Here is a 13099-nt window from a genome sequence, read left to right as displayed (position 1 = left end):
CTGGTAGCAACCGATCGACAACCTATGGTCTACCATGTTAACGGCAAGGGTATCACCGCACTCAATCCCACCAGTTTTGATGCTCTCGATCTAACCGAGTCAGACATTGAGGAGTGGATTATCGATACACCTTCGATACTCGGCGAAGACCTACTCGTAGTCGCGTCACAGTACGCTAAGTTCGACCGAACAGCTGAACGTCCCGACGTGTTGGCACTCGATCCCGACGGGAAGCTCGTGATAATCGAACTGAAGCGAGACAGCGCGGACAAGACGACAGATCTCCAGGCAATCAAATACGCGAGCTACTGCTCAACCATCAGTGCCGAAGAGCTTCAGCAGGATTACCGAGCATTTTGGAACAAGCGCCGTGACGAAGATAACCTTCTCACGCCTGAAGAGGTGGGCGGTCGGTTCGCTGAGTTCCTTGGCGAGGACATCGCCACTACAGAGGACGGGTACGCAGATTTCGTTCTGGATGACCGGCCACGGATTTTGCTCGCCGCGGGCAGTTTCGGCCCAGAGATCACAACCCCAGTCGTATGGCTCGAACGTGAGTACGGGATGGATATCACCTGCATCGAACTGGACGTCCACCAACGTGACAAGGAGGTGTTCGTGAGTGCTCGGCAAGTTCTCCCCATCCCGGAGGCCGAGGAGTACATGGCCAAGCGACGGCAGAAGGAACGTCAGCAGAGTCGGTCGTCGAGTCGCGCTGAAAGGGCGATCACTGTTCTACTTGAGGCAGGGCTCGTCAAAGAGGGGGACATCGTCCTGTTCGACGAGGAAAGCCTACCAGACGATGCTGAGCGTGAGTACGACCCAGAGGACGACTTCTGGCGAGGTCGGATTACTGGGAAGACGGGACGGAGTGACAACGTGGAGTGGCTGGAAAACGGCGCAGAGTACTCGTTCACTGCTCTGGCTCAGGAGGTACTCGAACAAGCGACCGGTCGTGAGTTCAACGTCAATGGATACCCGTACTGGCTACACCCAGAACACGACATAAGCCTTTCCGAGCTCCGGCGATCGAAAGTTGGCGATATTGACTGGTAAATTTTGGTATTCAGATTGTTGATCTAGAAGATTAGCTCTAATCGCCTTCCTGCTCAGAGGGTAGTTTCTGCCTTGAGTTGTGGTTCGCCAGTCTCCGAAGGGTCGGGAACTGACAGCAGCTCGTTGATGACGGAGGGTCGATATTGACTCATTAACTGATAGGTTTCTTCGATTGATCGTCGTCTGACTGTCGGCCGCTCATTGGAAGTTTGAAGTTCTTCGTCGGTACGTGCATGAGATCCGAAATACCAGAGATCGAAGCCATCTCGATTACTCTCTTCAGCATATGTGCGGAGATCATCAACTTTGGATGTTGACCCGTTCCGGAAAGTAATTTGAGATAGTATCGGCGTCTCTGTTCCAGCATCACGTGCAATAATATCAACCGCGATTTGTGATCCGCCCATCGGTTGGAGATGAAAGTAATCTTGATACGCAGATTCTTTTGCGTCCTCTTGATCAATGTGTTTATCAAGACCGTTTCGGAGGTATTCATCGCACAGAATCTCTAATTGACCATCCGACAATAACTCAATTTCTTCTGCATTCTCTATTTTGTTTTTTGCGTTGTCCCACAGCCGTTCCGTGAACTCTGGATAAGAACGAACATCACCGAGATTCGTTACCCCTAGATATGCTGCGATAAGTTGTTGGTTCCCATCTTTCCAACGGGCTGTGGCTTGTTGATGACGGATAGATCCGAACATCGGGTAGTGACGGTACCAGACCCACTGAGGATTCTTGATTTGGATTGCTTTCAGAGCTTTTAGACCGTCGCTCCCCTCACCACCGCTGGCCAATGTTTTGAATTCTTCCAACAGATGACCTTCACATCGAGACTGGATATCTGCCTCCCGCTCTCCCAATTCTGCTTCAATATGACCGACAACTCGGTTCTCCGGGTCTATATCTTCAGGATGTATTTCAGATCCTTTTCCACGACAAATGATAATATGAATAGTTGCGTCAAGCGCGTCCGCATCCTCAACAGCAGGCCCCACATGGCCGACTTTCAAGCCACCTTTTAGCTCCGGAGCTTTATGATATCGAACACCCAAAATAGCTCCCTGTGTGAGGTAATCCTTTAGCTTATTTAGTTTCTTGATTTCGTCTGGGTGTGCCGAGATTGGAGTGTCGTTATAGTGAATCGCTGCTAAATCGTTGTGGTAGAGATAGCGGGTCACAGATTTGTGGAATGAAGCGCTGTCCGTGTGATTGACAAAGGCAGTTAGTACAGAGGACATTATATATGATTCAATATTAGAGGATTAATAAACTAATGTCTCTACGGATTAATAAGCAGATATTCAACTGAAGCGTTATGAGCCAATCACACCCCAGCAGATGAGCCGAGCCTGAACGGCGCTCTCACCTACAAGAGTAGTCTGATACTCCGCAGATGCTTCGATATTGTCCTCGAGGAATGCCTCTAGTTCGACGAGGAACTCCTTGACCGGCCAGTCGCCGAGCGAGGTGTAGTCCGGATGTTCCCGGAAGGTTTCTCGCAACACTCGGTCTTCATCTGTGTGTTTGAGCTTCACCTGATCCAGTCGATCGAACAAGGCATTCGTCCACTCCACGACCGTGTCATGTCCGTCTACAGGTGCGGGCTGGTCACCGTACTGTGGGAGGATACGCATCTGCATCATGTCGAGTAGCATCTCCTGCGTGGCCGACTGTCCACCGCCACTGAACACCTCCTCAACCTGGCCTTCACGTATCTCCTCTAACCGCTCGGAGAGATGCTCCTCGATCGACTCCCTGTTCGCGATTACCCTGTCAGTGTTCCCGGAAAGTTGTTCACCCTGCGTTTCCGGTGCGATGGCGAGTGAACCAACGGGTCGCTCTTTCAGATCGCCACTGAACGGTTTGTAGTACAAGGCTCGCCGTACACGCCCAAGCGGTGCATCCTCGGGTTCTCCGGTCTCATCGTTCTCGAACCAGAGATGGACAAGACCAAACACACCCGGACGCGGGCCGGTATCGTGGCCAATAGCGTTCGTATAGAGGTACTCTCGTTCGTCGGTGGGTTCCTCGAAATAGTCCTCTGCGAACTCGAAGTCCTCCGAACAGAGTCCATAGTCTTCGTTCAGCTCCTCCTTGAGGAGCACGCGCTCGAATGCCGCGTTCTCGTCACTTCCAGCGTTCCGTAGCAGTGGATTCTTCGAGGTGTCGTCCAGCTCGTTATAGTCGGTCACATCACGGGACTCTCGAATCGACGACTCAATCTCCTCAATCTCCAATTCCCCGATAGTCTTCTCCGTCTCGACTCCCGCTCTCTCCAGTACCGCATCTTCGTTTGGATCGAGGATGTTATTCTCCTTGCCGACGATGAGTGCGATGTCGTTGATTTTTGCCTGCAAGCGCTCTAGGAGTTTGATTGCAGCCTCTATGTCGCCGTCAGGGTAGAAATTATGTACGTACTTGTCCGCCGTCGAACCAATTCGGTCAATACGACCAACCCGCTGGACGATACGCATTGGATTCCAAGGCAAGTCGTAATTTACGACCACTGAAATGTCCTGAAGGTTAACCCCTTCACTAAGAGTGTCTGTCGCGACCACGTACTGCAACTCTGTCTCGTCACTTTCGGCCAGTGTCTGCTGGTACCCTGACGCCTCTGGGGCGAACCGTTTGATGATGTCTTGTTTGTTCTCGTCTCCACCCTTTACGACCGCACTGTTCTCCATCGTCATGGGTGACGACTCGTTGTCGACGAGTGTCCGGTGGACGTAGTCTGCGGTCGCGCGGTACTGAGTGAAGATGAGTACTTTCTGGTCGTACCCGTTCAGAACTTCGGCCAGCCGGTCAATCTTGGGATCACGGAACTCGCGGAGCGCGAATACGGCTTCGTAGAAGTCCAGCGTAGCAGTGTCGGCTTCGCTTAAGTCGTGCTGAGGGTAGAGGATAGGACTCGGGTCATCTTCCGGTACGTCTGGAAGAACTGCTGCACCGTGGTCAGCGAGCCACTGTTCCAGTTCAACTTCCATGTCCGCGATAGAACCGGAGTCTCGAGCTACACGACCGATGAACCGGGAGAGGAAGTAGGCAAGGAGCGTCAGGTCTTCGCGGATGTACGTTTTCACCTCTCCAACCGTGGCATCGGCTAGTTCGTCGTCCGAATCGCCCCCATCTGCTTGAAGGGCACCACTGTCGAATCCGAACTCTTCGAGCGTTTGCTCAAGATCTTCAGCTGCGTCCGCTCCCTCAACGAAATCCTCTAATGTCGTTTCTGCTGCATCATCACCCACTGTACGCAGTACATCAATATCTTCGTCCTCGGGGAGTCCATCAAGGAATCCAAGAAGTGACCGCTCACTCTCGTGTAGCGTCTGAACTGACTGGACAAAGGCATATGTGGAGGACTCGAGACGTTTCAGCAGGTTTAGTTTGTAGAGTGCTTTCAGTGTTCCCCCTGCCTGTGGATTCTTGATGGTGATATGTGGGAGGTGGAGCGCATCCATCACGTCCGGGAGCATACGATAAATGGGCTGGTAGGCGGGGGGGAGGGAATACTGCTCCTTGTTGAGTTCGGGAGGCTTGAAACTCATATCGAAGTCGTCTTGATCGGTTAGCGTCTCTTTGACGTGCTTTCGAGTCCGGAGCACCATCACCTCGTTTAGTATCTCGGAGATCTCGTCCGAGTGGCGCTTGAGCTGCTCTGTCATCTGGCGCTGCTCCTTCTCAGAGGCTTTGTCTTTACCGGCAGCAATTCGCTTACGCTCCGCTGCGAGGTCGATGTACTCGTCGAAGGCGCTGAATTTCAAGGATGCCTTGTTCATCAGTTCGTTTTCGTCGGTGAACAACCCGATGAGGTTCTTGAGATCGGTAGCTGAGTTATTGATTGGCGTCGCAGTCAGCATGATCATCGTGTTGTTCCGGAGGAGGCGAGCGTTCGCATGTCGACGAGTCCCCGTGTAATCGTCGTCGTCAACCGGATTTGGATTCCACTTCCCGTGATTTCGGAATCGGTGCGCCTCGTCGATGAGCACCACATCAAATTGGTCGTCCAGAGCGTTCACCTCCTCGTATGTGAGGTTCTGGAATTTGCTGATGCTCATGACCTGCAAGTGTTTTCCATCAACCTCGAGGCCGAAGAACGGGTCTCCGTCTTCGTCTGTCGCGTTTTGGAGGAGATCACGCCACTGGTCGGTTAGGTTGGCTGGGACGATGAGGAGACAACGGTCACCTTGTTCTCGGTAGTCGTAGAGGAGTTCGCTTCCAATGAACGACTTGCCTAGACCGACCGAATCGGAGATTATGCAGCCATCATATTGTGACAGCTTCGTCTTTGCACTCTCGTAGCCGAGTGTCTGGAAATAGTACAGAGGGCTATCACGAACACTGACGTTGCCGTTCAGCTCATCATACGCCAGCAGTTTATACATCTCGAACGGTTCGAGATATGTTCCAATATCTGCCTCATCTTCGACTTCATCATCGTCCTCGTCCTGCTGTTCCTTCCACTGCTTGTAGCGATCGGTCTCCTCGATGATGTTGATGATTTCCTCAGAGAACTTCTCGCCGTTGGCCCATTGGTTGTCGTACCATTCTTCAAACGCTTCTGCGTCACTTCCGTTCTGACTGGTCAGGTTCAGTTCAACGTTGTGACGGTGCCCTGACTGTGAGAAATTCGAGGATCCAACGATAGTGACCGCACCTCGCTGATCGCGGTCACCATTCCGTAGACTCGGGTTGTCCGTCGCACCGCGAAAGCAGGCGCCTTTCGCATGAAAATACCCTGAATCGGGATTTCGAACCCTAACATCAACGAGTCCCTCTGCAATGAAATCGCGCAGTCGGTCAAGACGTTCAATCTGTGCGTTGTTCAGTTCCTCAACATCTTCCTTAACCTCCTGCTCGAACTGCTCACGTAGCGTTTGGCCTTCACTGACTTCGTCTACGGTACGTTGGTCGGTCTTTCGCCCCATTAGGATGCGAAAAGGGGCGTGTTCGAGTTCCTCCGGGCCGCGGAGGTTCTCAAGATCTTCTTTGAAGAGGTTAAAGCCAGATAAATAGAAGTAGCCGGTTGCAATGCGAATTTCTTCGCATTCAGGAACGACGGTCTTGTAAACGTCTTCGAGAGTGTTGTTCGAGTTATCTACAAGCGCGTCAAGCGAGGGTAACATCAGATATAAAACTACACTGATTATGGCATATTCATACTTTCCCCATCTCACCACTCAGGATAAGAATTGTCCCGAAAGACTAGCCCCAACTTCCATTTTGTTGGAACCTGTCATGCAATAGTTCTCAACAGATATAATTCATGCAACCTGTCCTGAACAGAATTAATGAGTGGCAAAGTTACGAGCTTCAGCGCGAATTGAGGGCTGTACAATCGCCAAGCAGAGGGCGTGGGACACATTTTATGACACGCTACTCGCTTGTTGGGAAACACAAACTGGAACAACTGTTGGTCGTGATTATCTCTGTAATCAAAGCTGTCTATAGAAGGGAACAGAAACTTCGATGAAATTTCAGCTAGCTCGTGAAAAAGTGAGTAGAACAATTACTTGATTGCTCCCTATTATATATCAATCCCGCTCATGATTTGCTTCGAGGATAGTTCTGAAAGGTCGATGAATGTAGAAAGTTCTTTGACCACTTCTTGAACGACGGATTGCAGTTCAATTTCGGGTACAATAAGCTGATAGCTATTTTCGACGAACGCATGAAACTCCTCTACCTCTTGTCGTACAGTCTCAATGAGGTCATCTACTCCGTCGTCAGAATATTCCTGCAAGATCTTTACACTCTTGATGGTTACCTGTGCAAGGTACGAAGCGAACTGATCTGCGTTACGAAGTGCTTCTTTGGTGAATCCTCGAATCGCATAATGTACTTCGCTCAGTGTGAGTCGATAGAGAAGTTTCGACGTAGATCGCAACCGATAGAGGTAGTGATTGTTGAGATACCGCGTTCCTTTCCAAGCGGTCTTGTAATTGAGTGGGGTAGTGAACAAGAAACACTCTACGACGAATAGACCGATTGCTCTGTAGAAAGTACCGAACCGGTCCTCTTTCACCGCTTGTAGTGACTCTGCCCGCTTCGAAGCGTCCCGCAAGGTATCCGCAGCTTCCACTAGATTCCACCCAGCAATCGCCACAGCTACAACCGAACTGGCTGTCGCCGCAGTACTCGCCATCCGGGCAAACTTCCCATGCCCGAGATTAATCCCAAGGTCGTCCTCAAGTACCTCAGTGAGCTTCCGAAGCCGGCGTAGTGTTGTGGTATCGATCTCTTGCTCTGCTCGAATTAATATACGATCACCTTCTGCGAGGCTTAACTCCAAGCTGCTATCGTGTACCTCAGACAGGGCACCGGCCAAATCAAGCGCTGGTTTTCGCGTTTCTACTCTCGCATGGCGGTACAGTCCGCCATCGAGATGGCTTGCCGCTAAATTAACACGGTCAGTATCCAATTCGCCCACAGTCTGCTAGATAGTGGAAATGTATTTAATACTTGTCGGTGAAAATAAATGCAATGTCTGGTGACGAAGATACCGACGAAATACTTCTTTCTCGTCGTAACCTTTTCCGATTGTTAGGTGGGACTATCGTCCTCGGCACCCTCATGAGTACGATCGATGAGGAGCCTCCCGATTTCTCCAGTGAAGAGTCTGAACTACAGAATTTGGCCCAGACTATTGACTCAACTGATCTTAGAGATCCCCAGAAAAACTCTATGCTGCAGTCGTCAATAGCTACAACGATAGAGTCGGTAAATAGCTCACTCTCTGAGAAGGAGATAGACCCGACTGGAAAAACTCCATCTTCGACACCTTCGGTTGGTGCTGGCAATATCAACCAGGCTTTAGACTACTATCAAGAACTGCAGCAAACTTTGGACGAGGGGGAGTCTCTTAGTGGGAAAATTGAAAGTCGTGAGATTGCTACTTTGAATGGTGAGTACTTCAACGGTCAATCAAACCAAGAGAGACACCTTCCTAATGTGGAGTCATCCATTTCTAAATTTAGCAAAACGGTAGCGACACACACTCCCAGTGAGCAGCCGCCCTCGACACAAAAACTCTTACCTGATCGTGATAGAGTCAGTTCGCGGCTGAGCAGACAGAGAACCGTATATAAGAAACACGCTGATATGCAAGAGCTGTTCCTGAAAGTGATTTTTTCGCTTAACAGTGGTATCGACGCTTTCGAACATTCGTCTTTCGACTCTGCGGGCCGCAGCTTCCAGCGGGCGAACAATAAGGCAAGTGTGCAGATCGATGATTCTCTGAAGGACTACAGGGTAACGTCATATTCGCTGTCACTGGGAAACTACAGTCAGATATTTAGGCTGTATCGGCGGGCTGCCGGCAATATGGCCGCTGGTTGTGCTGAAGGAATGAGCCGCGAAGAACGGAATCAGAAGATCGATCTCGGCATTAGAAGGCAGCTCAAAGCAAGAAGTGTGTTTGCTGATCGCGGGCCATTTTAATTGCTGGACTGCTTTGGCAAGGGCGGTTTACTGACAGGAGGTACCGAGCTATATGATGAAGGAATCCTCGTAACTCTGTGCATTCTGCTTCAACATCTTGTACTTGTCCGGCGTTAGCCAGCAGTCATACGAGTGGTAGTTCTCATTACGCTTGATGTGCAAAGATGGTTCTCGATGATAAGTCAATCATAATAACCACAGTTTAGAACGAATGAGTCAGCTATAGCCCGATATACTGGGTTCCGTGTCGCATTTCTTGGTCAACTCAGACATCACCTACATATGGTGAACCGTTGTGTATTGAATATAAGATGGTAAACGAGTCTGCTATCTATAACTTGGATTGGTTGGGCTTCGACTGGTCTCCGTGGTTGTCTCTTGATCCAGACAGTGAAGAACTGGCAGCTCTCTCGACCGATGCCGGGCTCTATCGAGTCCGTCATGAGACATATGGCGGACTGATTTATATTGGAGAAACAGGGAGAAGCCTGCGCGGTCGCATCCGGTCATTAATTCGCGGTGTGTTTGATGACGAGATGCCATTCAGCGATCCACACACTGCATCACCGAGTCTCTGGGCTATTGCAGATCGCCATGGATCTGGGTTCGAGGTATCAGGAACAACGCCACCAGAAGCTGAAGACAAGCAGCAACGAAAGGCAATTGAGGATGCTCTTATTGCGCTGCATCGGAGAGAAACCGAAACGAATCTCATCGGAAATTTCGGACGGATGCCACCGGGATACAGTAAATCGAAGAAGCGTAGCTCAGGAGTCCGTGGGGGACACAGTGACGACGATACGCTTCGAAGTTTTCTGCGAGGTATTGACCCACTCCCCTGGAGCAACCCTACCGGGATCACTGATCAGGATTGGATGGGTCTCTCTTGGTCATCACCCAGGCCCCTGAGCGAGTCCGCTGGCAGCGTTCCTGTAGATGGTGGACTGTATCGGATCTGGAACCCTGATAACGTTCCACCGCTTGAATATATTGGAGAATCTGTTACCCTCAGTGATCGGCTCAATCGTCATCGGCGCAACCGTGATAAGGGCCTGTACTTTTCTTACGTCACTCGTCCGGAGTTTGAAGAAAAATTCCAGCTAAGCCAAGCTGAATCAGAACTCCTCGGGGCACACTGGCTTGCTTGTAGGAAGGCTCCTCGCGATCAGTATTAGACAAGATGGTGTTGGTCTGAATTCTTCAACAACTTATACGGGTGAACTGAATCTTAGTTATACCACTGGTGATAATAGGTGTATCAGTCGTCATTATTATACGGTTTAAATAATCCCACATACCGATAGGCATCGCCACCGGTGTCTGTATCAGGCTAATCTTCTCTCAGGGTATCTTTGCAAGAGACAGTACATCGTCTACTTATAAACAAAAGCAATATCCGAAGAAGTCATGTGCTTTGTCTGGTTAATACTCTCGATGAGCTATACAATTGTACTAGCTACTGCCTGACATCTCTGGCCTGAATTGACACGTGTAAGGTCCGCACCGGCAAAAATATATTTTGCCCGTTATATTATACTCTGTATGGTTGATATTAATAAAATAGAGTCGTTTCTATCTCTGGTTATAAATCTGCTTGAACTGTTGTGGTCATATCTGACATCCAGTCTTGTGGCTAGTCTTCTTTCATTATTTGCCGGCGCAACCCTCTCTGCACTGGTAGGATACTTTCTTAACAGTAAGAGAAATCAGCTCGTAGCGCTCTCTTCCCTACAAGATGAGGTTGTTGATAACAAACAAAAGACGACGGATGTAGTTGTAAACCTCTGCCATGACCTACAGTCTCGTGCATATAAAGATAGCCGGTACACATGGCCCTCAAATGAATTTTCAATCACTGCTTACAAGCATATCTGTACGCACGGGATATCCGACAAGTTCCCCACAGGTTTATTTGACAGAATCGAATTACATTATAGCGAGTTAGAGAAAAACAATCAGGCGCTTCGAGAACGAGAGAGAGAAAAAATCAGCAAGGAACCTATCGGCTGGGGAGAGGCCATACAAGGAGTCGATGCTGGTCTCGTGGCAGACATACTCATTATGTGTTCAAGAGAGCATGCGGATACAATCATAGCGAAGGAGACAAATGATGGAGACCGGCTCTCTAACGATATCCACATAGCTGCGATCTTCGGTCAGGCTTTCGGTCAGGAAGAGGCGATTTCGAAATTGAAATGCGCAAAAGGACAGCCATTACTAGAAAAAGTATTCGAGTATGAAATAAACCAGAGCAGATACTGGGAATATAGTGAGGATAAGACAATTGATGAACTGATTGAAAACTTAGAAAATCAGACACAAAGAAGAGAAAAAACCAATTTTGACGATTTATCTGAATCTATTGAGAATGAAATTATGGAGTATAATTGGATCTTGAGAAGGTTATTTCTATAAGATTAGAATCTTATTTTAACTGAAAGAGACCAAGTTCTTAAGCTGATACCAGAGGCCAAATTGTCCATCATGTCCTCCGGAATTCTCCGTCTATTGAATATACCCTTCCGCTCTCTCTTAGCCTCTCAATGTCGTATTTAACCAATTCAGTATCAAATTCTGTCTTACAAACAACATCTTGTACTGTTGACCCATTGGACTCACCGATCAAAGTCAGAATCTTACTACGGCGTTCACGCTGATTCTTCGACTGCCCTGTCTGGATAATATCTACATCGAACTCTTCACTCTCAGGATCATAACCGACCTGCTTCATCGACTTCGTCACCAGTTTAATCGCCCGTTCCACATCCTCCAGCTCCACAGTACCCGACAGCCGAACCCGGGCACTTGACTCCGCGAGTCGCTGTATCGCTTCGACTTTCCGGAACGTCAGAGGAATCGGTGAGTCGTCGTCTTGCTCGCCAGCCCCAGCCCGGAACTCAACGAAGAACTGTTTCAATCGCTCCGCTACTTCATCGTCCTCAATAACCGGACGACAGGTCTGTTTGGCATGAGCGACATAGGCCCGCATCACCGACCGGTCTATCGCGGGCTCGACCCGCTGCTGTTCCTCTTCACCCAGCTGTTCTCCTCGGGTGTGACGACCTGCAGCCTGCCGGCTCTGGACCATGTGCTCGACGACATCCGCATCGTCCTCTCGGTCTGGTTCGTCGGACACCATGAACATCAAGTCAAACCGAGAGAGAAGCGTCGGGCCCATGTCGATTTGCTCCCCTCTCGGACGGTAGCGGTCGAAGCGCCCCTCCTTCGGATTCCCCGCCGCCAGCAGCGAAGTCCGAGCGTTCAGCGTGGCGTTGATACCCGCCTTGTTGACGTGGACTTGCTGACTCTCCAGAGCGTCGTGCATCGAGGACACCGCGTCGGACTGCATCTTATCGATCTCGTCGACACAGGCGATACCACTGTCGGCCAGTACCAGTGCGCCAGCCTCCAGCCCCCACTCGGTATCTCCAAAATCGTCCGAGACAGCCGCCGCAGTCATGCCTGCCGCCGTCGCGCCCTTCCCTGAGGCGTACGTCGACCGGGGGGCTATCTGGTCAACGTAGCGGAGGAACGTGGACTTCCCACAGCCGGGATCACCGAGAAGGAGCATGTGCCAGTCGCCGCGGTCGCGGCTGCCGTCCGGGTACTCGTGTGCCCAGCCGCCGAAAAGCTGCAGCGCGACGGCCAGCTTGACGTGTTCATCGCCCCGGTGCTTCGGGTTGATTGAGTCGACGAGTAGCTGGTACGGGTCACCGTGTTCCCCGCTGGCTATGGCTTCGATCTTGTCGATGTGATCGTCGACGTTGACATCGTCGTAGTCGCTTTCCTCTTTCACCACGGAACGAGCGTCGAGGTTCGTGTCGAAGTCGAGTCCCTGGTCGGCTTCCGGCTCTTCAATGTCGAGAATACCGGTGAGAACCACCCTGTCACCGGCGTCGAAGCCTTCGATAAGGTCATCTTCGAGGTGTGCGTCGACGCTCTGTGCTTCCCCGCCGTTCGTTTTCTCGGGCGGTTGCTGGATACGGGCATACTGGTGATCTATCCAGCTACTAGCGCTCACATCGAGCGAGAACGGCCCCTGTCGTTCGCACCCTTGGCACTCGTGCGGTTCCTGTAGACTCTCGCCGTGCTGTGGAATCTCGGTCTGGATCCCACACCGTTGGCATTCCCACACCGCTTCTGTGAGGCGCGGCTTCACGTCGGACACCTTCTGGACCTGTCTGCGGATATCGAGCAACTGCCCGATGTTCTCGTGGCGAGACACACCAGAGGGGTCGAAGACGTGTATCTCCGGGAGATTGTAGATGCGTACATGGGCGTCGTTGAGTTCGACTGCTATCGGCAAGTCGTACAGGCGGAGTGCTTCCTCTAGGTGCTCCTGCAGTTCCTTCGGATGGTTCCGCACGTCGTCGGCAAGACCCGGGTCGAACCGGTACAGGTCGCCGTAGTCGACGTGGAGTGATTTCTGCTCTCGGGGGTAACGTTGTGCGAGCTGTGCGATCTCTTCCGAGTAGTAGTCCCGGAAGAATTGTATCAGTTCTTCGGGGAGTTCGTGATTTTCAGGCATCGTGGATTTCTGTGAAGTCTTCACAACAGCCGCGACGGCTGTTGATTCGTCTTGACTGCGAGCGGGGCGAGC

9 protein-coding genes and 1 pseudogene are annotated in these 13099 nt (G+C 50.8%); 5 read left to right on the top strand and 5 right to left on the bottom strand.

Features of this window, described 5'->3' with window-relative positions; genetic code table 11:
* Positions 1-24: 24 nt before the first annotated feature.
* A complete protein-coding gene (locus BVU17_17920) occupies positions 25-1056 on the top strand; it encodes a hypothetical protein (GenBank protein AUG49455.1) in 1032 nt (343 codons plus the stop codon).
* 151 nt (positions 1057-1207) lie between these two features.
* On the opposite strand, the gene BVU17_17915 is transcribed toward BVU17_17920, so the two are convergent.
* Complete coding sequence (locus BVU17_17915; GenBank protein ID AUG49454.1) at positions 1208-1552, bottom strand: hypothetical protein; 345 nt, start codon at positions 1550-1552, stop codon at positions 1208-1210.
* A 325-nt stretch (positions 1553-1877) separates the two neighbouring features.
* Between BVU17_17915 and BVU17_17910 the strand changes: the two genes are divergently transcribed.
* Positions 1878-2084 (top strand): hypothetical protein, encoded by a 207-nt coding sequence (locus BVU17_17910; protein ID AUG49453.1) that lies wholly within the window; start codon positions 1878-1880, stop codon positions 2082-2084.
* A 291-nt stretch (positions 2085-2375) separates the two neighbouring features.
* Here BVU17_17910 and BVU17_17905 read toward each other — a convergent pair whose 3' ends face one another.
* Together BVU17_17905 and BVU17_17900 are read right to left on the bottom strand one after the other, a co-directional pair.
* The gene (locus BVU17_17905; GenBank protein ID AUG49452.1) at positions 2376-6185 is read right to left on the bottom strand and encodes a helicase SNF2; all 3810 of its coding nucleotides are present in this window, start codon (positions 6183-6185) and stop codon (positions 2376-2378) included.
* A gap of 401 nt (positions 6186-6586) precedes the next feature.
* Positions 6587-7387 carry a hypothetical protein gene (locus BVU17_17900; GenBank protein AUG49501.1) on the bottom strand — a complete coding sequence of 267 codons (801 nt, stop codon included), beginning with the start codon at positions 7385-7387 and terminating at the stop codon, positions 6587-6589.
* 155 nt (positions 7388-7542) lie between these two features.
* Between BVU17_17900 and BVU17_17895 the strand changes: the two genes are divergently transcribed.
* On the top strand, positions 7543-8499 hold the full coding sequence (locus tag BVU17_17895) for a hypothetical protein (GenBank protein ID AUG49451.1): 957 nt from the start codon (positions 7543-7545) through the stop codon (positions 8497-8499).
* A gap of 51 nt (positions 8500-8550) precedes the next feature.
* On the opposite strand, the pseudogene BVU17_17890 reads toward BVU17_17895, so the two are convergent.
* Positions 8551-8661 (bottom strand): annotated as a pseudogene (locus tag BVU17_17890) (transcriptional regulator).
* A 149-nt stretch (positions 8662-8810) separates the two neighbouring features.
* On the opposite strand from BVU17_17890, the gene BVU17_17885 reads away from it, so the two are divergent.
* Both BVU17_17885 and BVU17_17880 read left to right on the top strand, forming a co-directional pair.
* Positions 8811-9674, top strand: coding sequence for a hypothetical protein (locus BVU17_17885; protein AUG49450.1), 864 nt, complete (start codon positions 8811-8813; stop codon positions 9672-9674).
* A 367-nt stretch (positions 9675-10041) separates the two neighbouring features.
* Positions 10042-10914 carry a hypothetical protein gene (locus BVU17_17880; GenBank protein ID AUG49449.1) on the top strand — a complete coding sequence of 291 codons (873 nt, stop codon included), beginning with the start codon at positions 10042-10044 and terminating at the stop codon, positions 10912-10914.
* A 67-nt stretch (positions 10915-10981) separates the two neighbouring features.
* Here the strand turns inward: BVU17_17880 and BVU17_17875 are convergent, their stop codons facing one another.
* Complete coding sequence (locus BVU17_17875; GenBank protein ID AUG49448.1) at positions 10982-13027, bottom strand: ATP-dependent DNA helicase; 2046 nt, start codon at positions 13025-13027, stop codon at positions 10982-10984.
* Positions 13028-13099: the final 72 nt, after the last annotated feature.

This window comes from Haloarcula taiwanensis, from assembly GCA_002844335.1.
Lineage (GTDB): Archaea > Halobacteriota > Halobacteria > Halobacteriales > Haloarculaceae > Haloarcula > Haloarcula taiwanensis.
Note: the sequence above shows the minus strand (reverse complement) of the source record. Positions and strands in the feature narration are given on the sequence as shown.